At 70.7% G+C, this 20,103-nt stretch carries 18 protein-coding genes; 4 read left to right on the top strand and 14 right to left on the bottom strand.

Annotated elements, in window-relative coordinates; all coding sequences use genetic code 11:
• Window positions 1-24: 24 nt before the first annotated feature.
• Complete coding sequence (gene mihF / locus OQ968_RS23330; protein WP_324681872.1) at window positions 25-339, bottom strand: integration host factor, actinobacterial type; 315 nt, start codon at window positions 337-339, stop codon at window positions 25-27.
• A 716-nt stretch (window positions 340-1,055) separates the two neighbouring features.
• Here mihF and OQ968_RS23325 point away from each other — a divergent pair.
• The gene (locus OQ968_RS23325) at window positions 1,056-1,478 is read left to right on the top strand and encodes a TOBE domain-containing protein (protein WP_324681870.1); all 423 of its coding nucleotides are present in this window, start codon (window positions 1,056-1,058) and stop codon (window positions 1,476-1,478) included.
• Window positions 1,479-1,635: 157 nt separating this feature from the next.
• Here OQ968_RS23325 and pyrF read toward each other — a convergent pair whose 3' ends face one another.
• The 7 genes from pyrF to pyrR all read right to left on the bottom strand — a co-directional run bounded on the left by pyrF (window position 1,636) and on the right by pyrR (window position 10,313).
• Entirely contained in the window at window positions 1,636-2,463 is an 828-nt protein-coding gene (gene pyrF, locus OQ968_RS23320; RefSeq protein ID WP_324681868.1) for an orotidine-5'-phosphate decarboxylase, read from the bottom strand.
• Entirely contained in the window at window positions 2,460-5,813 is a 3,354-nt protein-coding gene (gene carB, locus OQ968_RS23315; protein WP_324681866.1) for a carbamoyl-phosphate synthase large subunit, read from the bottom strand. The genes pyrF and carB overlap by 4 nt, the downstream gene beginning before the upstream one ends.
• Window positions 5,814-5,895: 82 nt before the next feature.
• Window positions 5,896-7,014, bottom strand: a complete 1,119-nt coding sequence (gene carA, locus OQ968_RS23310) for a glutamine-hydrolyzing carbamoyl-phosphate synthase small subunit (RefSeq protein WP_324681864.1) — start codon at window positions 7,012-7,014, stop codon at window positions 5,896-5,898.
• Window positions 7,011-7,508 (bottom strand): transporter, encoded by a 498-nt coding sequence (locus tag OQ968_RS23305; protein WP_324681862.1) that lies wholly within the window; start codon window positions 7,506-7,508, stop codon window positions 7,011-7,013. Before OQ968_RS23305 ends, carA begins: the two co-directional genes overlap by 4 nt.
• Window positions 7,505-8,797, bottom strand: a complete 1,293-nt coding sequence (locus OQ968_RS23300) for a dihydroorotase (RefSeq protein WP_324681860.1) — start codon at window positions 8,795-8,797, stop codon at window positions 7,505-7,507. The genes OQ968_RS23305 and OQ968_RS23300 overlap by 4 nt, the downstream gene beginning before the upstream one ends.
• The gene (locus tag OQ968_RS23295; protein ID WP_324681858.1) at window positions 8,794-9,753 is read right to left on the bottom strand and encodes an aspartate carbamoyltransferase catalytic subunit; all 960 of its coding nucleotides are present in this window, start codon (window positions 9,751-9,753) and stop codon (window positions 8,794-8,796) included. Before OQ968_RS23295 ends, OQ968_RS23300 begins: the two co-directional genes overlap by 4 nt.
• The gene (gene pyrR, locus OQ968_RS23290) at window positions 9,750-10,313 is read right to left on the bottom strand and encodes a bifunctional pyr operon transcriptional regulator/uracil phosphoribosyltransferase PyrR (protein WP_324681914.1); all 564 of its coding nucleotides are present in this window, start codon (window positions 10,311-10,313) and stop codon (window positions 9,750-9,752) included. Before pyrR ends, OQ968_RS23295 begins: the two co-directional genes overlap by 4 nt.
• A gap of 175 nt (window positions 10,314-10,488) precedes the next feature.
• On the opposite strand from pyrR, the gene OQ968_RS23285 reads away from it, so the two are divergent.
• The 3 genes from OQ968_RS23285 to OQ968_RS23275 all read left to right on the top strand — a co-directional run bounded on the left by OQ968_RS23285 (window position 10,489) and on the right by OQ968_RS23275 (window position 13,413).
• Complete coding sequence (locus tag OQ968_RS23285; RefSeq protein WP_324681913.1) at window positions 10,489-11,694, top strand: serine hydrolase domain-containing protein; 1,206 nt, start codon at window positions 10,489-10,491, stop codon at window positions 11,692-11,694.
• 4 nt (window positions 11,695-11,698) lie between these two features.
• Window positions 11,699-12,238, top strand: coding sequence for a GNAT family N-acetyltransferase (locus tag OQ968_RS23280; protein WP_324681856.1), 540 nt, complete (start codon window positions 11,699-11,701; stop codon window positions 12,236-12,238).
• A gap of 326 nt (window positions 12,239-12,564) precedes the next feature.
• Window positions 12,565-13,413, top strand: coding sequence for a S1C family serine protease (locus OQ968_RS23275; protein WP_324681854.1), 849 nt, complete (start codon window positions 12,565-12,567; stop codon window positions 13,411-13,413).
• Window positions 13,414-13,449: 36 nt separating this feature from the next.
• Here OQ968_RS23275 and OQ968_RS23270 read toward each other — a convergent pair whose 3' ends face one another.
• From OQ968_RS23270 to OQ968_RS23245, 6 genes are read right to left on the bottom strand one after another with little or no spacing between them, the layout of a single operon-like run.
• On the bottom strand, window positions 13,450-16,137 hold the full coding sequence (locus OQ968_RS23270) for a fumarate reductase/succinate dehydrogenase flavoprotein subunit (RefSeq protein ID WP_324681853.1): 2,688 nt from the start codon (window positions 16,135-16,137) through the stop codon (window positions 13,450-13,452).
• Window positions 16,137-16,877: an ABC transporter ATP-binding protein gene (locus OQ968_RS23265; protein WP_324681852.1), complete on the bottom strand. Its 741-nt coding sequence runs from the start codon at window positions 16,875-16,877 to the stop codon at window positions 16,137-16,139. The genes OQ968_RS23270 and OQ968_RS23265 overlap by 1 nt, the downstream gene beginning before the upstream one ends.
• Complete coding sequence (locus tag OQ968_RS23260; RefSeq protein WP_324681851.1) at window positions 16,874-17,728, bottom strand: ABC transporter permease; 855 nt, start codon at window positions 17,726-17,728, stop codon at window positions 16,874-16,876. Before OQ968_RS23260 ends, OQ968_RS23265 begins: the two co-directional genes overlap by 4 nt.
• Window positions 17,725-19,113 (bottom strand): ABC transporter substrate-binding protein, encoded by a 1,389-nt coding sequence (locus tag OQ968_RS23255; RefSeq protein ID WP_324681850.1) that lies wholly within the window; start codon window positions 19,111-19,113, stop codon window positions 17,725-17,727. The genes OQ968_RS23260 and OQ968_RS23255 overlap by 4 nt, the downstream gene beginning before the upstream one ends.
• Window positions 19,113-19,340, bottom strand: coding sequence for a ferredoxin family protein (locus OQ968_RS23250; protein WP_324681848.1), 228 nt, complete (start codon window positions 19,338-19,340; stop codon window positions 19,113-19,115). Before OQ968_RS23250 ends, OQ968_RS23255 begins: the two co-directional genes overlap by 1 nt.
• Window positions 19,337-20,086 (bottom strand): GntR family transcriptional regulator, encoded by a 750-nt coding sequence (locus OQ968_RS23245; protein ID WP_420715993.1) that lies wholly within the window; start codon window positions 20,084-20,086, stop codon window positions 19,337-19,339. The genes OQ968_RS23250 and OQ968_RS23245 overlap by 4 nt, the downstream gene beginning before the upstream one ends.
• Window positions 20,087-20,103 lie beyond the last annotated feature (17 nt).

Raw genomic sequence — 20,103 nt, 5'->3', positions numbered from 1 at the left:
TGCGGCCTGCATCGTCCGGCTGGGTTAGGAGCCGAACTTTTCCAGCAGGGCCTTGCGCTGACGGTCGCCGAGACCGCGCAGCCGTCGGGTCGGCGCGATTTCCAGCTCGGTCATGATTTCCTGCGCCTTGACCTTGCCCACCTTCGGCAAAGCCTCCAGCAGAGCGGAAACCTTCATCTTGCCCAGAACCTCGTTGGTCTCGGCGTCCTTGAGCACCTGGGTAAGGGTGGTGCCACCGCGCTTCAGCCGGTCCTTGAGCTCTGCTCGCGCACGACGTGCGGCAGCAGCCTTCTCCAACGCGGCCGCGCGCTGCTCGTCGGTCAACTGGGGAAGGGCCACGATTCCTCCGTATCTGATCAATATTCGATCGCTATCGATCTTCTGTGTCTCTGCCGGGTACTTCAGCCAGCGGAGACGACCGTACTCACGGTTCCTGACGAAATCTAACCCGACCCCCCTGGTTACGGCGATAAATGGCCAGGTCGACCCGCCGGGTGGCCCCCGCCCGCGGTCCGTGGAGGGTCCCCGAAAGCGGCTGGACAGCGCGCTTTTCCGGGGCCGACGCCCGCCCCACGTCACCCCGGAACAAGCCGCCTACCTGCGGTTTTGCCCCGCGGGCGCGGCGCCGCACCGCGCACCGACCGGCCCCGCAGTCGGCGCCGCGGACTGCCGGCGGACCCGGTGCCGCGGATCACGCAATTTTGTCGTGGCGTGTCGCGCGTGTCGCGCCGCCATCAGCGGCAGTTCGGCAGCGCCGCGGCGGCGGTTTCGGCGGCGTTTCAGCCCGCCGAGGGGCCCCGCCCGGGGTGGACATCGGGGATTTCACGCGCTGCCCGGCCGTCGCCGTCGCCGCCGCATGCCTCGCCGCGCGCGCCCGAACCCGCCCGGGCGCGCGGTCGCGATCCCGGACGCGAGGCGGCGTCGGCGCCGCGGCTCTCCGACGGGTTTTTGGGCTGCGACCGCGTTTCCCCGTCCTTTGCGGGCACGGCCCCAGCAAACAAATTCGTGGCTGGTTTCGGCGGCTCCGGCACCGGTGCATCGGCTACCATCGAGCCGTGCCGAGTCTGCGGATCCGTCAGGCGGCTGAGCTACTGGGAGTCAGCGACGACACGGTCCGGCGATGGATCAACCACGGCACGCTGGCGGTGGGCCTGGACGCGGCCGGCCGCAAGGTGATCGCCAGCGAGGACCTCGCCGAGTTCGCCCAGGCCAACTCGCCCGCGCCACCGCCGGATCCGCTCAGCATCGGCAGCTCCGCCCGCAACCGGTTCGTCGGCCTGGTCACCAAGGTCACCAGCGACAAGGTGATGACCCAGGTCGAGATGCAGTGCGGGCCCTTCACCGTCGTGTCGCTGATGAGCACCGCCGCCGCGGAGGAGTTGAAGCTGCGGCCCGGCAGCGTCGCGGTGGCCGTCGTCAAGGCCACCACCGTCATCGTCGAAACCGCCCAGCCCAGCACCGCGGTGGCGTCGGACTGAGCCCACGGGCCCTGCCCTCGAGAGTGGGCCCCGCGCTCGCCGCCGTGCCGCTTCGAGTGTGAGCTGACGGCTTTCAGAGTGAGCTCAGGGTGACGATTTGGCGCTTTCTCCGCCGTGGGCTCACTTTGAAAGCCCAGGTTGCACACTCAAAGCCGGCCTACGGCGCGGCCAGGTACGCGACGGCGTCCAGCATCCGTTCGCCGGCCGCCCGCAGGTCCGGCACGCTCGGCCCGGCCCGCAGCACCTCGCGCGCCACCGCGGGCAGCAGCTGGCCCGGCGCCGCCCCGCCGAGGCCGCCGAGCGCCTCGGGCCGCCCGCCCTGCACCCCGACGCCGGGCACCAGCACGGGCCCGCCCAGCTCGCTGACGTCGGGCGCCTCGAAGACCGTCGCGCCCAGGACCACGCCCACGTAGCCAGGCCCCGACGGCGTGGCGGACCTGTTGACCACCGCCGCCTGGTCGACGATCAGCTGCGCGACGGTCCGGCCGTCGAAGGTGGCCCGCTGCACGGTCCCGCCCTCCGGGTTGGAGGTCGCCGCCAGCACGAACACGCCGCGGTCGTTGGCCGCGGCGGCCTCCAGCAGCGGCCGCAGCGAGCCGAAGCCCAGGTACGGCGAGGCGGTCACGGCGTCGGCGGCCAGCGGCGAGTCGCCCGCCCACGCCGCGGCGTAGGCGGCCATCGTCGACCCGATGTCGCCGCGCTTGGCGTCGGCCAGCACCAGCACGCCCGCCGAGCGCAGCGCCTCGATGGTGCGTTCCAGCACCGCGAATCCGACGGCGCCGTAGGCCTCGAAGAACGCCACCTGCGGCTTGACGACGGCGAACCCGGCGTACGCCTCGACGCAGGTGTCGCAGAACGCGGCCAGCCCGTCGGCGGTGGTGGGCAGGTCCCAGGCCCGCAGCAGCTCGGGGTGCGGGTCGATGCCCAGGCACAGCGGCCCGCGGCTCGCCTTCGCCGCGGCCAGCCGGGCACCGAACCCGGTCACGGGGCTTTACCGGCAGGGCCGATGACGCTGTGCAGCTCCTGCAGCGATCGCACCCCGATGTCGCCGCGGATCCCCGCCTCGATGCCCTGCACGGCGGCCGAGGCGCCCTGCACCGTCGTGACGCACGGGATGTTGACGGCCACCGCGGCCGAGCGGATTTCGTATCCGTCGATGCGTGGGCCGGAGTTGCCGTAGGGGGTGTTGATCACCATGTCGACCTCGCCGGCCTTGATGGCGTCGACCGCGGACGCGGCGGGGCGTTTCGGGTCCGGCGGCTCGAAGTGCTTGCGAACCTCGTCGCAGGGAATCCCGTTGCGGCGCAACATCTCCGCGGTGCCCTCGGTGGCAAGCACGCGGAAGCCCAGGTCGGCCAGTCGCTTGACGGGAAACACCAGCGAGCGCTTGTCGCGGTTGGCGACCGACACGAACACGGTGCCCTCGGCCGGCAGCGACCCGTAGGCGGCGGTCTGGCTCTTGGCGAAGGCGCTGCCAAAGTCGCGGTCGATCCCCATCACCTCGCCGGTCGACTTCATCTCCGGGCCGAGCAGCGAATCGATGGCCGCCCCGTCGGCGCGGCGGAACCGGTGAAACGGCAGCACCGCCTCCTTGACCGCGATCGGCGCGTCCAGGGCGGCGTGGGCGCCGTCCCCATCGGTTGCCAGCATGCGCTCCCCGCGAAGCTGGGAAATGGTGGCGCCCAACATGATCCGGGCGCACGCCTTGGCGAGCGGGATCGCGGTGGCCTTGGACACGAATGGCACGGTGCGGCTGGCGCGCGGGTTGGCCTCCAGGACGTAGAGCACGTCGTCCTTGAGGGCGTATTGCACGTTGAGCAGACCCACCACGCCGATGCCGTGCGCGATGGCTTCCGTTGCGCGCCGGACCTTCTCGATGTCGCTGCGGCCCAGGGTAACCGGCGGCAGCGCGCACGCCGAGTCCCCGGAGTGGATGCCGGCCTCCTCGATGTGCTCCATGATGCCGCCGATGTAGACCTCCGTGCCGTCGCACAGCGCGTCGACGTCGATCTCCACCGCGTCCTCCAGGAAGCGGTCGACGAGCACCGGGTGCTCCGGCGAAAGCTCGGTGGCGCGGGTGATGTAGCCCTGCAGCGTCTCGTCGTCGTAGACGATCTCCATACCGCGACCGCCCAGCACGTAGGAGGGCCGCACCAGCACCGGGTAACCGATCTCCTCGGCGATGCGGCGGGCCTGCGCGAAAGTCGTTGCCATGCCGTACTTCGGCGCGGGCAGCCCGGCGGTGGCCAGCACGTCCCCGAACGCGCCGCGATCCTCGGCCAGGTCGATCGCCTCCGGCGGGGTGCCCACGATGGGGACCCCGGCGTCGGCAAGGCGCTGCGCCAACCCGAGCGGGGTCTGGCCGCCGAGTTGCACGATCACCCCCGCCACACCGGGGCCGCCGGCCGCGGACTGGGTCTCGGCCCGGAACACCTCGAGGACGTCCTCGAAGGTCAGCGGCTCGAAGTACAGCCGGTCGGCGGTGTCGTAGTCGGTGGACACGGTCTCCGGGTTGCAGTTGACCATCACGGTTTCAAAACCCGCCTGGCTCAACGTGGTTGCCGCGTGCACGCAGCTGTAGTCGAATTCGATGCCCTGCCCGATCCGGTTCGGCCCGGAGCCCAGGATCAGCACCTTCGGCTTGTCGGTCTGCGGGGCAACCTCCGTCTCGGCGGCCGGGTCGAGTTCGTAGCTGCTGTAGTGGTAGGGCGTCTTGGCCTCGAACTCCGCCGCGCAGGTGTCCACCGTCTTGTACACCGGGTGGATGCCCAGGCGCTCGCGCAGCGAGCGCACCCCGTTCTCGCCGGCCAATTCCGGTCTCAAAGCCGCGATCTGGCGGTCGGACAGCCCGCTGTGCTTGGCCCGCCGCAACAGGTCGGTGTCGAGCACCGGGGCGGCGACCAGCTCGGCGCGCAGCTTGCCCAGCTCGCCGATCTGCGCCACGAACCACGGGTCCACGCCGCTGGCCTCGGCGACCTTTTCCACCGACGCGCCCAGCCGCAGCGCCAGTTCGATGTCGTAGAGCCGGCCCTCGGTCGGGGTTTGCAGGCGGGTCAGCACGTCGTCGACGGTTCCGTCCGGGTCGGGTTTCGTCCAGAAGCCGGCGCGGCTGGTCTCCAGCGACCGCATCACCTTGCCGAGCGCCTCGATGAAGTTGCGGCCCAGCGACATTGCCTCCCCGACGGATTTCATCGTGGTGGTCAGGGTGGGATCGGCGCCGGGGAACTTCTCGAACGCGAACCGCGGCGCCTTGACCACGACGTAGTCCAGCGTCGGCTCGAAGCAGGCCGGCGTCTCCTTGGTGATGTCGTTGACGATCTCGTCGAGGGTGTAGCCGATGGCCAGCTTGGCGGCGATCTTGGCGATCGGGAATCCGGTGGCCTTGGACGCCAGCGCGCTGGACCGCGACACCCGCGGGTTCATCTCGACGACGATCAGCCGGCCGTCTTTGGGGTTCACCGCGAACTGGATGTTGCAGCCGCCGGTGTCCACCCCGACCTCGCGCAGGATCGCGATGCCCAGATCGCGCATCCGCTGGTATTCCCGGTCGGTCAGCGTCATCGCCGGCGCGACGGTGACCGAGTCGCCGGTGTGCACGCCCATCGGGTCGACGTTCTCGATGGAGCACACCACCACCACGTTGTCGTGGCCGTCGCGCATCAGCTCGAGCTCGAATTCCTTCCAGCCGTAGATCGATTCCTCGATCAGCACGTTGGCGCTCGGGCTCGCGGCCAGGCCGGCGCCGGCCATCCGGTCGACCTCGTCGGCGGAATGCGCCATGCCCGAACCCAGGCCGCCCATGGTGAAGCTGGGCCGCACCACGACCGGCAGGCCGACCTCCTTGACGGTCTCGCGCACCTCGTCCATGGTGAAACACACTCGGCTGCGGGCGGATTCACCGCCGACCTTGGCAACGATGTCCTTGAACCGCTGCCGGTCCTCGCCGCGCTGGATCGCGTCGAAGTCGGCGCCGATGAGCTCGACGCCGTAGCGCTCCAGCGCGCCGTTCTCGTACAGCGCGACCGCCGTGTTGAGCGCGGTCTGCCCGCCGAGGGTGGCCAGCAGCGCGTCGATCTTGTTGCCCCGCTCGGCCTGCTGGGCGATCACCCGCTCGACGAACGCGGGCGTGATGGGCTCGACGTAGGTGTGGTCGGCGAACTCCGGGTCGGTCATGATGGTCGCCGGGTTGGAGTTGACCAGGCTGACCTGCAGCCCCTCGGCGCGCAACACCCGGCAGGCCTGGGTGCCGGAGTAGTCGAACTCGCAGGCCTGCCCGATGACGATCGGCCCCGAGCCGATCACCAGCACGTGGTGCAAGTCGTCGCGGCGCGGCACTAGCGCCCCCCTTTCCCGGCGCGAGCGCGCCCAAATGTACAGCTATTACGGCGTGTCGCTGTGTAAATGGGGACGCTCGCGGTCATTGGGGGCCTGCCATCAGGTCGACAAAAGTATCGAAGAGGTATTCCGCGTCGTGCGGGCCGGCCGCGGCCTCCGGGTGGTATTGCACCGAGAACGCCTTCCCGTCAACGAGTTTGACGCCCTCGACCACGCCGTCGTTGGCGCAGGTGTGGCTGACGATCGCCGTGCCGAACGGCGTGTCGAAGGTCTGGCCCGCCTCGCCGTCCAGCGCGAAGCCGTGGTTCTGCGCGGTCACCGCGACCCGCCCGGTGGCGTGGTCGATGACGGGTATGTTGATCCCGCGGTGACCGAACACCATCTTGTAGGTGGACAGGCCCAGCGCGCGGCCGAGGATCTGGTTGCCGAAACAGATTCCGAACAGCGGGATCCCGGCGCCGATCACCTCACGGGTGAGCGCGACGACGTGGTCGGCGGTGGCCGGGTCGCCGGGCCCGTTGGACAGGAACACGCCGTCCGGCCTGATGTCGACGATCTGCTCGAAGGTCGCCGACGCGGGCAGCACGTGGCTGCGGATCCCGCGGCGGGCGAAGTTGCGCGGGGTGTTGGTCTTGATGCCAAGGTCCAGGGCGGCCACCGTAAACCGCTGCGGCCCTTCGGGTTCGACGATGTAGGTGTCGCCGGTGCTGACCTCGCCGGCCAGGTCGGCGCCCAGCATCGACTGCTGGCCGCGCACCCGCTCCAGCAACTCGCTGGGCTCGGCGAGGGCATCACCGGAGAACACCCCGGCCTTCATCGACCCGCGGCTGCGCAGATGCCGCACCACCGCCCGGGTGTCGATGCCGGCGATCCCGACGATGTTCTGGCGGATCAGCTCGTCCTCCAGCGTCCCGGTGGCGCGCCAGTTGGAGGCCAGCGGCGACGGGTCGCGCACCGCGTAACCGGCGACCCAGATCTTGTCGCCGCGGCTCTCGGCGTCCTCACCGTTCCAGCCGGTGTTGCCGATCTGGGGCGCGGTGGCCACCACGATCTGGCGGTGATAGCTGGGGTCGGTGAGCGTTTCCTGATAACCGGACATGCCGGTGGAGAACACGGCCTCCCCGAGCGTCTGGCCGACCTTGCCGAACGGGGTCCCGGTGAACACGCGGCCGTCCTCGAGGACCAGCAGAGCCTTGGTCACGTCGCCTCCTCGAGCCAGTCGGCGTATTCGTCGCGATGGTTCGCCCGAAACCCGGTGTCGATCTCGACGCCGGACGGCAGCCGCCACCGGATCACCAGTATCCCTATCCGCGCCACGACCTTGCCCGCGATGCCGCGCTCCATGCGGATGGCGACGACCGAGTCCCGGGGAATCCAAATCGGTTTGGCCCGAACCCGTTCCAGCAATATCCCCTCGGGATACCGGGCGAGCACCGCCTTGCTGCGATAGCCGAGATCGCCGGCCGTGACCCGCTCGTTCCAGGCCGGCGCCACGGAGCAGCCGCAGTAGAGGCCGCGCGTCGTGACGCTTGCCGTGCCCACCCGGTCGGGCATGTCGGGCAGCTCGCCGATCACCTGCTCCTGTCGCTGCGCGCGCCGCCGCCAGGACCGCATCATCAGCTGGATCACCACGGCGATCACCACCACCAGCACGGCCGCGAAGATCAGCGACCCCACCAGCGTGCCGGAATTCATGCCGGACTCTTCCCGTCCCGGGCGGTGATCTTCCCGCGCAGCAGCGTCGCGGTCACGGTGGCGGGCAAGGTCATCGACTCGTACGGCGTATTGGCCGACCGGCTGGCCAGGCCCGGCCCGGCGACCGTCCAGGTGGCGTCCGGGTCGACGACGGTCAGGTTGGCCGGCTCACCCACCTCGAGCCGCCGGCCGTGATCGGGCAACCCGACGATGCGCGCCGGGTTCTCGCTCATCACCCGCGCGACGTCGCGCCACGTCAACAGCCCGGGCCCCACCATGGTTTGCGCCACCACCGACAGGGCCGTCTGCAGCCCCAGCATGCCGGGGCGCGCCGCGGAGAACTCGACGCATTTCTCGTGCTCGGCGTGCGGGGCATGGTCGGTGGCCACGCAGTCGATCACCCCGTCGGCCAGCGCGCGGCGCAACGCGACGGCGTCGGCGGCCTCGCGCAGCGGCGGGTTGACCCGGTTCACCCCGTCGTAGCTGGCCAGCCTGCCGTCATCGAGCAGCAGGTGATGCGGGGTGACCTCGGCGGTGATCGAAACGCCTTGGTCCTTGGCCCATTTCAGAATCTCGACGGTGCCCGCGGTGGAGGCGTGGCAGATGTGCACCCGGGCGCCGGCGTCGCGGGCCAGCAGCGCGTCGCGGGCGACGATCGATTCCTCGGCGGCCCGCGGCCATCCCGCGAGTCCCAGCCTGGCGGCCATGGGCCCCTCGTGCGCGACCGCGCCGACCGTGAGCCGCGGCTCCTCGGCGTGCTGGGCGACCAGCACCCCCAGGCCCGTGGCGTATTCCAGGGCGCGCCGCATGATCAGCGGGTCGTGCACGCAGACGCCGTCGTCGGAGAACATGCGCACCTGCGCTGCGCCGGCGGCCATCATGCCCATCTCGGTGAGCTCGGCCCCGGCGAGCCCGACGGTGACCGCGCCGACGGGATGCACGTCGACCAGGCCGACCTGCTGTCCCCGGTGCCAGACGTGGTCGGTGACCACCGGGCTGTCGGCGACCGGATTGGTGTTGGCCATCGCGAACACCGCCGTGTAGCCGCCCAGAGCCGCTGCCGCCGAGCCGGTTTCGATGTCCTCGGCGTATTCGCGGCCGGGCTCGCGCAGGTGGGTGTGCAGGTCGACCAGCCCGGGCAGCAACACCTGGCCCGTGGCGTCGATGACGTCGGCGAGTTCCGGAACCGCAAGCCCCGCGCCGATCTCGGCGATCTGCCCGTCGTCGACCAGGACGTCTACCCGGTCGCCCTCGCCGTAGCGACGCACGCCGCGGATCAGTACGCTCATGCCGCGATCTCCTCGGTCCCCACCAACACGTGGAACAACACGGCCATCCGAACATGCACCCCGTTCGAAACCTGTTGCAGCACAGCCGATTGCGACGAGTCGGCCACCGAGGACGCGATCTCCATGCCGCGCACCATCGGCCCGGGGTGCAGCACCACGGCATGGCCGGGCAGCATCGCCTGGCGCCGATCGGAAAGCCCGTAGCGAACCGAGTACTCGCGCACCGACGGGAAGAAGCCGCCGTTCATCCGCTCGGCCTGCACCCGCAGCATCAGCACCGCGTCGGCGGCGGGCAGCTCGGCGTCGAAGTCGTAGGAGACGGTGGCCGGCCAGCCGTCGACCCCGACCGGCAGCAGCGTCGGCGGCGCCACCAGCACCACCTCGGCGCCCAGGGTGTCCAGCAGCACGACGTTGGAGCGCGCGACGCGGCTGTGCAGGATGTCGCCGACGATCACGATGCGCCGGCCCTCGATGCCGCCGAGCCGCTGGCGGATGGTCAGCGCGTCCAGCAGCGCCTGCGTCGGATGCTCGTGGGTGCCGTCGCCGGCGTTGATGACCGACGGGCCGGCCGGCTCCTCGGCGCCGTCGGGCGGCGCGGTCCAGTCGGCCAGCAGGTGCGCGGCACCGGAGGCCGGGTGCCGGATGATCAGCGCGTCGGCGCCGGCCGCCCGCAGCGTCAGCGCCGTGTCGCGCAGCGACTCCCCCTTGCCCACCGACGATCCGGCCGCGCTCACGTTGATCACGTCGGCGCTCATCCACTTCCCGGCCACCTCGAACGACACCCGGGTGCGGGTCGAGTTCTCGTAGAACATCGTGATCACGGTGCGACCGCGCAGGGTCGGCAGCTTCTTGATCTCGCGGCCCACCAGGGCCTGCGCGAACCGATCCGCGTCGTCGAGGATCGCGGTGGCGTCGTCGCGGCTCAGGTCGCCGGCGGTCAGCAGGTGGCGGGTCATCGCGAGATCACCACGCCGTCGCGGCCGTCCTGCTCGGACAGGTGCACGAGCACGCTTTCGCTGCGCGAGGTGGGCACGTTCTTGCCGACATAGTCGGCGCGCAACGGTAATTCGCGGTGGCCGCGGTCGACGAGCACCGCCAGCTGCACCGCCCGCGGCCGGCCCACGTCGCACAGCGCGTCCAGCGCGGAGCGCACCGAGCGCCCGGAGTACAGCACGTCGTCGACGAGGATCACCAGCGCGTCGTCGATGCCGCCCGCCGGGATGGACGTGGCCTCCAGCGGCCGGGGCGGCTTTTGCATCAGGTCGTCGCGGTACAGCGTGATGTCCAGGGCGCCGTGGCCGACCTCCACGCCGCTGTATTCGCCGATGTTGGTGGCCAGCCGCTTGGCCAGGATCACGCCGCGGGTCGGGATGCCCAGCAGCACCACCCGCGGCGCGTCGGGCGCGTCCAGCGCGGTCTTTTCGATGATCTGATGCGCGATGCGCGAAATGGTGCGACCCACGTCGGCCGCGGACATCAATTCCCTGCCGGTGGCGGCATCCCCCGCGGCACCCATGCGAGACATGGTTTTTCCTTGACCTCCTTCTCCGCCTCTCTGGACGGATCGTTAAAGGATGTCGGCTGCCCGGCAGCGTAGCATTCCGCGCTCTCCCGACGAAAATGACAGGCCCGACAACTTTCCCCGACAACGGCGTGAAGCGGCCGCGGGCTACCCTGACCGGGTGAACCGTTTGGCCCTCGACGGCAATCAGGCCTCCATCCGCGAGGTCTGCGACGCAGGCCTGCTCGCGGGTGCGGTGACGGTGGTGTGGCAGCGCGGAGAAGTGCTGCAGCTCAACGAGATCGGGTACCGCGACGTCGACGCGGGCCTGCCGATGCAACGGGACACCCTGTTCCGCATCGCGTCGATGACCAAACCCGCCACGGTCGCGGCGGTGATGAGCCTGGTCGACGACGGCAAGCTCGCGCTGACGGACCCGATCACCCGCTGGGCGCCGGAATTCGCCGCCGTGCGGGTGCTGGACGAACCGCGCGGCCCGCTGGACCGGACGCACCCGGCGCGGCGCGCCATCCTGATCGAGGACCTGCTCACCCACACCAGCGGCCTGGCCTACGGGTTCTCGGTGTCCGGGCCGATCTCGAAGGCCTACGTGCGGCTGCCGTTCAACCAGGGCCCGGACGCCTGGCTGACCGAACTGGCCAAGCTGCCGCTGGTGCACCAGCCCGGCGAGAAGGTGACCTACAGCCACGCCATAGATCTGCTGGGCGTCATCGCATCCCGCATCGAGGGCAAGCCGTTCCATCGGGTTCTCGACGAACGCGTCCTGGGCCCGGCGGGCATGACCGATACCGGGTTCTTCGTCTCGGCCGAGGCGCGGGTGCGCGCCGCCACCATGTACCGGCTCGACGAGGACAACCGGCTGCACCACGACGTGATGGGACCGCCGCACATCACGCCCCCGTCGTTTTGCAACGCCGGCGGCGGGTTGTGGTCGACGGCCGACGATTACCTCCGATTCGTGCGCATGCTGCTCGGCGACGGGACGGTCGACGGGGTGCGGGTCTTGTCCGCTGAGTCGGTGCGCCTGATGCGCACCGACCGGCTCACCGACGAACAGAAGCGACACAACTTCCTCGGGGCGCCGTATTGGGTCGGTCGCGGGTTCGGGTTGAACCTGTCGGTGGTGACCGATCCGGTGAAATCCGTCCCGCTGTTCGGCCCGGGCGGGCTGGGAACGTTCAGCTGGCCCGGCGCATACGGGACCTGGTGGCAGGCGGACCCGACGGCCGACCTGATCCTGCTGTACCTGATCCAGAACATGCCCGACTTCAGCGTGGACGCGGCCACGGCCGTGGCTGGCAACACGTCGCTGGCGAAACTGCGTACGGCACAACCGAAGTTCGTCCGCCGCACCTATCGAGCGCTCGGCCTCTAGCGCCATGGCCGACTATCCGCCTGACCGCATCGCCGGGCCGCGGCTGGTGCTGCGCCCGCCCGTGCTCGACGACGCCGGCGCGCTGTTTCAACGGGTCGCCCGCGATCCGAAGGTCACCAAGTATCTGAAGTGGACGCCGCACCGGGACGTGGCGGCGACGCGGCGGGTGATCGCCGAAAAGCTCAATGTCAGCGACGAGGAGCGGACCTGGGCCGTCGCGCTGCGGCACAGCGACGAAGTCATCGGGCTGGCCAGCTGCCGGCGCCCGGTGCCGCACTCGGTCGAGATCGGTTACTGCATCGGCCGGCGGTGGTGGGGCAAGGGTTTCATGACCGAGGTCCTCGGTCTGCTGATGGACGCGCTGCAGGCCGATCGCGGCGTGTACCGCGTCTGGGCCACCTGCCATGTCGACAACGAGCGGTCGTCCCGGGTGCTGCTGCGGGCCGGTTTCGAGCTGGAGGGCAGGCTGGCCCGCTACGCCGTCTACCCCACCATCGGCCCCGAGCCGCTGGACGCCCTGCTGTACGCCAAGGCCCTGCGGTAGCTGCGCGGCTTTGGGTGTGAATCCAGGGCTTTCAGCGTGAGCCCACGGCGCCGAGAAGCGAAAATGCCCGCCCTGAGCTCACTATCGACGCCCTGGGCTCACTGTCAACGCCGATCCGACGTTTCCCAAGGCGCGAAATGGGAATTCGACCTTTCACGGGTACACCGCCGCTGACACCGCGCGAGTAGCCACAGGAAGAGGTGGCCTAATCGATGACCACCGACGCTAGTACCGCGCCGCTGCATACGGCGGGCCGCCACGAAATGCCTGGCGGCCGCCACGAACGGCGCGCAATTCGACACGGGCATCGTCGTTTCGGCGGCCCTGTGTCGAGCATCGCGTTCTGGTTGCGCTCCCGGCTGGGGGTCATCGCCGGCGCGGCCGCGCTTGCGTTGTTCTCCGGCGCCGTCGGCGCGGTCGGCGTCGTCGCGCTGCACTCCACCGCACCGGCCCCCAGGGCTCCGACCGCGCCCGCCCCGCCGGCGCCCACGACCCTCGAGCAGGGTGTGGCCAAGGCGATACCCAGCGTGGTCAAACTCGAGACGGCCATAGGCCCGGAAACCCAAGAGGGCTCCGGGGTGGTGCTGGACACCGACGGGTTCATCCTGACGAACAACCACGTCGTGGCGACGCCCGGCCCGGGCCAGGCCGGCCCGCCGGTGAAGGCCACCGCGACTTTCGCCGACGGACGCACCGCGCCGTTCGCCATCGTCGGCGCCGACGCCGCCACCGACATAGCGGTGGTTCGCATCCAGGGCGTTGCGGGCCTGCGGCCGATAACGATGGGATCCTCGGCCGGCCTGCAGGTGGGCCAGAGCGTGGCCGCCATCGGCGCGCCGCTCGGACTGGACGGCACGGTCACCACCGGGGTCATCAGCGCGCTGCACCGTCCGGTGTCGGGCATCGTCGGCCCGGGCAGCGGCGACGCCGTGCTCGACGCGATCCAAACGGACGCCACGATGAGCCCCGGCAGCTCCGGAGGCGCGTTGGTCGACGCGGCCGGCGCGATGATCGGGCTCAATTCCGCAATCGCGACAATGGGATCCGGCTATCCCGGCGGCCCGACCGGCTGGATCGGTGTGGGTTTCGCCATCCCCGTCGACCAGGCCAGGAGCGTGGCCGAGCACCTGATCGCGACCGCCGCGGCCGCCAACGCATCGCTGGGCCATCGCTGAAAACCGAAGGCAAGCAGTGGAACCCACTGAAATCGGTCACGACCCGCTGAAGCTCGCCAGCGCCCGGCGCGCGTAGGCCCGCACGTCGGCGTCTGAGTCCTTGAGCGCGATCCCGAGCGCGTCGCGTGCGGCGGGCTCACCGGCCCACCGGGTCAGGCTCAGCACGGCCGCCTTGCGCACGTCGAGATGCGCGTCGGCAAGCGCCTCGGACAGCCGGGGAACGGCGAATTCGGCCGTCGCGCCCGCCAGCGCCCGCGCCGCGCCCTCCCGCACCTGCCAGGCCGGTGCCAGCAGCGCCTTTTCGACGGCGGCGAAATCGTTTTGGTCGCAGCCCAATTCGCCCAGCGCGGCCAGCGCCGCCGCGCGCACCAGCGGATCGGGGTCGGCGACCAGCGCGCGCACCGCATCCGCGCCGCCACCCAGCGTGGCCAGGCCGGCGGCCGCCGCGATGCGGACCTCCCGGTTGTCGTCGCCGGTGGCCGCGACCACCCCGGCCACGTCGTCGACCGACACCAGCGCCCGCACCGCCTCGATGCGCACGCGGTGCTCGGGATCCGTTAGCGCGCACCGGTATTGGTCGGCAGCGCCGACCCGGCGCGCGGCCAGCATGTACACCGACGCCGCGCGCACCACGGCGTCGCGGGAGGACAGGTGCGACCGGGCCGCGGCCGGGTCGGGCAGCACCTCCACCAGCTCGCGGATCCCCTCGGCGCCGGCGCGGCGCACCCCCGCGTCGGCGTCGTCCAGCGCGGCGAACAGCGCGGGGGCGTACCCGTCGGGGATGTGCTCGGTGAGCGTGGCCACCGCGGTCTTGCGCACCCCGGGATCCGGGTCGGCCAGGTAGGGCTCCAGGTCGGCGACCGTCGGCTCCTCCAGCGCGAGCACCTCGGCGATGCGCGGCGACGGCGCCTCGAATGCCGTTGTGGCCGAGCCGATCCGCGAAGCGCTGGCGGCCGGGGCCTGACCGCCCACCAGCGGCGGCTGCTCCACCTCGTGCACGGTCTGATCCAGCGGCGGCAGGCCGTCCAGCTCGGGCACCGAGACGAAGTAGGGCGCCACGGGGCGTTTGAGGAACACCATCGCGCCGCCGGGCCCCTTGCGCAGGTTGAGGTGATAACCCCATTGGCTGTCGTCGCGCCCCGGCAGGTCGGCGCGGTCGTGGTAGAGGCCCCAGCGGGATTCGGTCCGGGTGAGCGAGGACCGCGCCGCCATCTCGGCGCAGTCCCTGATGAACGACACCTCGACGGCGCGCATCAGCTCGTGCGGAGTGCGGGCGCCCATCTCGGCGATCTCGGCCCGCATCCGGTCGAAGGTGCGCACCGCGATGGACAGCTTGGCCGCCGTCTTGGGCGGCGCCACATAGTCGTTGACGAACCGGCGCAGCTTGTATTCCACCTGCGGCTGGGGCGGCCCGTCCGGATGCCGCAGCGGCCGGTAGATCAGCTCGTGCGCGTCACGCAGTTGATCACCCGGAAGCTCCTGTGGCGCGGCAACTTCGGCGCACGAGGCGGCGGCGTGGCTGCCGGCCAGGTCGCCGAACACGAACGCCCCGATCATGTAGTTGTGCGGCACGCAGGCCAGGTCCCCCGCGGCGTACAGCCCGGGAACGGTGGTGCCGGCATGCTCGTCGACCCAGACCCCGGAGGCGGAATGGCCGCTGCACAAACCGATCTCGGAGATGTGCATCTCCACGTCGTGGGTGCGGTAGTCGTGGCCGCGGTTGGCGTGGAAGGTGCCGCGAGTGGGCCGTTCGGTGGTGTGCAGGATGTTCTCCAGCGCGGTCAGCGTCTCGTCGGGCAGGTGGGACACCTTGAGGTAGATGGGCCCGCGGGCAGAGTCGATCTCGCTCTTGACCTCGGCCATCATCTGCCCCGACCAGTAGTCGGAGTCGACGAATCGCTCGCCCAGCGCGTTGACCTGGTAACCACCGAAGGGATTGGCCACGTAGGCGCAGGCCGGGCCGTTGTAGTCCTTGATCAGCGGGTTGACCTGGAAGCACTCGATGCCGGACAGCTCGGCGCCCGCGTGGTAGGCCATCGCGTACCCGTCGCCGGCGTTGGTCGGGTTCTCGTAGGTGCCGTACAGGTAGCCCGACGCGGGCAGGCCGAGCCGCCCGCACGCCCCGGTCGCCAGGATCACGGCTTTGGCGCCGACGGCGACGAATTCACCGGTTCGGGTGTTCAGGGCGGCGGCGCCGACGGCCCGGCCGTCCTGCACCAGCACCCGCACCGGCATCAGGCGGTTCTCGATCCGGATCCGCTCCCGCATCGACCGCTGCCGCAGCACCCGATACAGCGCCTTCTTGACGTCCTTGCCCTCCGGCATGGGCAGCACGTACGAGCCCGACCGGTGCACCCGGCGCACCGCGTACTCGCCGTGCTCGTCCTTCTCGAACTTCACCCCATAGCGTTCCAGGCGTTGCACCATCGCGAACCCGCGGGAGGCCGTCTGATACAGCGTGCGCTGGTTGACGATTCCGTCGTTGGCGCGGGTGATCTCGGCGACGTAATCCTCGGGTTCGGCCTTGCCGGGAATGACGGCGTTGTTGACCCCGTCCATGCCCATCGCCAGCGCGCCGGAGTGCCGCACGTGGGCCTTCTCCAGCAACAGCACCCGCGCGCCGCCCTCCGCGGCGGACAGGGCGGCCATGGTGCCCGCGGTGCCCCCGCCGATGACCAGCACGTCGCAGTCGAGGCGGACCGGCGCCAAATCCGGAACCCGCATCAGGCCGCCACCGAATGATCCAGGGCGGCAAGGATTTCCGCGCGCAGCTCGTCGCGGGGCCGGGTGTCTCGCGGCTCGGGCACGTCAAGCACCGCCCGCACGGGCCGGCCGGCCTTGCCCAGCACGACGATCCTGTCCCCCAGCGTCAGCGCCTCGTCGACGTCGTGCGTGACGAAGACGATCGTGGTGGGGTGGGTGCGCCACGTGTCGACGAGCAGTCGCTGCATGGCGGCGCGGGTCTGGGTGTCCAGCGCCCCGAACGGCTCGTCCATCATCACCGCGCGCGGAGCCCCGGCGAGGCCGCGGGCCAGCTGGACGCGCTGGCGCATCCCGCCGGACAGGCTCTTGGGCAGGTAGTGGCCGAAGCCGGTGAGCCCGAGCTCCTCGATCCAGCGCTCGGCCGCCGGGCGGCGGGTGGCGCGGGGCTCGCCGCGCAGCCGCAGGGCCAGCTCGATGTTGGATCGCACGGTGCGCCACGGCAGCAGCGCGTTGTCCTGGAAGACCATGCCCCGGTCGCCCGACGTGCCGGTGACCGGCATGCCGTCGGCCAGCACCCGCCCGTCGTCGGGCACCAGCAGGCCCGCCAGGGCGCGCAGCACCGTCGACTTGCCGGAGCCCGACGGCCCGGTGAGCACCAGGATCTCCCCGGGCCGCACCGTCAGGCTCAGCCCGTCGATGACCGGATCCCCGGTGTAGGACAACCGAACTCGGTCCAGCTCGAGGCTCATCCCGACCGTCATCGCGACTGCTCCTGCGCGCGCGGCAACCACCGGGTCACCCGGCGGCCCACCAGCTCGACGGCCGCGGCCGTCGCGAATCCCAGCACCCCGATGGTGATGATGCCGACGAACACCTGGGGGTAGGCCAGCACGGTGTACCCCTGCCAGGTGCGGTAGCCCACCCCGAGGCGCCCGGAGATCATCTCCGCGGAGATCACGCAGATCCACGCCACGCCCATGCCGACCGACAACCCGCCGAACACGCCGGGCAGGATGCCCGGCAGCACCACCTGCCGCAGCACCTGCCAGCGGCCGCCGCCCAGGGTGCGCACGGAGTCCTCCCACAGCGTGGGCAGCGCCCGCACCGCGTGCCGGGTGCTGACCATGATCGGAAAGTAGGCCGCCAGAAAGGTGATGAACACGATGCCGGCCTCGTCCGTGGGAAACAGCAGGATCGCGACCGGCACCAGCGCGATGGCGGGAATGGGCCGGGCCAGCTCGGTTAGGGGGCCGAACAGATCGGCGAACAACCGCGAGCGGCCCAGCCACACGCCCGTCGCGACGCCGACCAGCGCGGCCAGCCCGAAGCCGGTGAGGATGCGAATCAACGACTGCGCCAGGTCGAGCCAGTACTCGTAGGCGCCGAGCCGGCGGTGCAGCGCGGTCACGATCTCGGTGACCGTCGGCAACGTGTCGAACCGCAGCAGCAGCCGCACCTTGCCGGCGGTCAGCAGCTGCCAGAGCCCGACGGCGGCGGCCACCGAGGCCACCCGCAGCAGCCGCGACCGCCACGGCGAGGCGACGCGCCGCGGCCGCACGAACGTCGGTGTCGAGACCGCCCCGACGACCGGTTCGATCAATTCCGCTGTCATATCGAAACCCCCAGTGCCTGTTGATAATTCATGGCGACAGCGCCCGGGTGCGTGGCCAGGTACCGGCGCGCCCCGGCCTGGGTGCCGAAGGGCAAGAATCTTTGGCCGTCCTTCACCCAGACCGCCCTGTCGGCGAACCACCGGGTGCCCAGCTCCGCGTCGGGAACGTAGGCCGCGCGGACCTTGGCGCCGCGCGCGGCGGCATCCCGGGCGGCCTGCAGCAGGCTGGTCGGATCGGCGGTGGTTTGGGTCCTGTCGGACCCGTCCAGCCACAGCTCGCTGGCCGATGCCGGGTCGCCGCCGAGCGTCGACGGGTTCGCGGTGCGCGCCCGGGCCGCGTCGTAGTTCAGGCCGCGGGCCGCGAAGACCGCGCGCAGCGGCCCGTCCCAGACGAAGCCCGCGATGTCGAGGTCGGCGAAGTCGCCGATCGACTTCAGGTAGGGCACATCGCTTTTCAGCGCGTCGACCAGCGACGGCTTCAGCGTGGTGTCGAACGACGTGCCGCCGGGGCCGTTGTAGAGGTACACCACCTCCTGCGGCAGGCCGCTGCCCTGGGTGACGATGCGGGCGGCCTCCAACGGCTTTTCGTTGAGGAAGTCGGTGGCGTCCAGTTGCGCCTGCAGGAAGGCCGCCAGCACCTCGGGGTGGGACGACGCGTAGGAGCGGCGCACCACCACACCGTGCAGGGTGGGCAGGTTCAGCTCGGCCCCGTCGTAGAGCAGCCTCGCCTTGCCCTGGTAGACCAACAGCCCCGGCCAGGCGACGAACTGCGAAAGCGCCTGCACCTGGCCGGATTCCAGCGCCGACGCCCCGATTTGCGGCTGCTGGTTGAGCACCTGCACACCCCCGACCCGCGCGCCGTCCAGCGCCCGCACCAGGGTGCCGTGACCCGCCGAGCCGACGCTGGCCGAGACCTTCGCGCCGGCCAGGTCGGCCAGCGTGGCGGCCGGCGAATCGGGCGGCACCACAACCATGTTCAGCGCGCCCTTGGGGTTGTAGCCGGTGACGGACACCATCTCGGTGCGGGCCAATGGGTTGGCCTGCGTCTTGGAGCCGTTGATCAGCATCGGGTAGTCGCCCATCGAGCCGATGTCGATCTTCTCGGCGAGCATCTGCGCGGTGATCGGGGCGCCGGTGTCGTAGTCCTGCCAGCGCACCGCGTATCGGGTGCCGGTGCGGGTGGTGATGTCGGCGAGCCGGCGCTCCAGGTAGCCCTGGGCGCGCAGCAGCGTGCCCGCGGTGACGGTGTTGATGGTCTTGGACTGGTAGCCCACGACGACATTTACCACGCCGGAGGACGCCGACAGCGATTCCAGGGAGCATCCGGAGACGGCGGCGACGATGACGGCCGTCATCGAGATCAGCCGTGTGGCTTGGTGTTTCATCAGCGGAGCAGATACGGCATGTTCACCGTGACGGCGCCGGTGGGGCAGCGGGCCGCGCACGGGCCGCAGTACCAGCATTCGTCGACGTGCATGAAGGCCTTCCCGGTGTCGGGGTCGATGGCCAGCGCGTCAAGCGGGCAGATCTCCACGCAGAGCGTGCAGCCGTCGATGCACAACGATTCGTCGATGGTCACGGGAACGTCGGCGCGGTGGTTGACCAGCGTCATGGTTTGCTCCTTATCGGCTCGGCTCGTAATAAATTGCCGCGCATCGTGATTCGGTCGCCCCGCATCCGGATGTACTCCAGGTCGACGGGCGTGCCGTCGTCGAGGCTGGTGAGCCGCTCCAGCATGAGCAGCGCCGACCCGTCGGGCACCTGCAGCGTGGCCGCCGAGTGCGCGTCGGCGGGGATGGCCTCCAGCGCCAGCGACGCCGACCCCAGCCGCCGCCCGCTGACCTGCTCGATGAGCGCGAACAGGTCTTGGGTTTCCAAGGGGTGACCCAGGATTCGGTTTCCGATCTCCGGCGCGAGGTAGGTCAGGTCGAGGCTCAGCGGCAGGTCGCCGAGGTAACGCAGCCGCTCGACGAACACCGCCTCCTCGCCGTGCCGCAGCCGCAGCCGGCGAGCCACCGACGGCGGGGCCGTCACCGGCATGGCCGCCCGCACCTCGTTGCGAACCTCGCCGAGGTTCTTGAACGCCTCCTTGAGTCCCAGCAGCGAATCCAGCCGATGGTCGTACTTGCGCTGCGCGACGTGGGTGCCGACCTTGGGTCCGCGGTCGATCAACCCCTCGTTCTTCAGGATGCCCAGCGCCTCGCGAATGGTGTTGCGGGACACCAGGAACTCCGCCGCCAGGTCGTTTTCGGCGGGCAGGCCCTCGGCGTAGACGCCGGCGTGGATCTGCTGGCGCAACACGTCGGCGGCCCGGCGGGCACGATTGGCCCGGGAGCCCTCGGAACGCGAGATCGGGATGGCGTCGGCCACGCCGT

The sequence above is a fragment of the Mycobacterium sp. 663a-19 genome (assembly GCF_035616495.1).
In the GTDB taxonomy this organism is placed as follows: Bacteria; Actinomycetota; Actinomycetes; order Mycobacteriales; family Mycobacteriaceae; genus Mycobacterium.
Note: the sequence above shows the minus strand (reverse complement) of the source record. Positions and strands in the feature narration are given on the sequence as shown.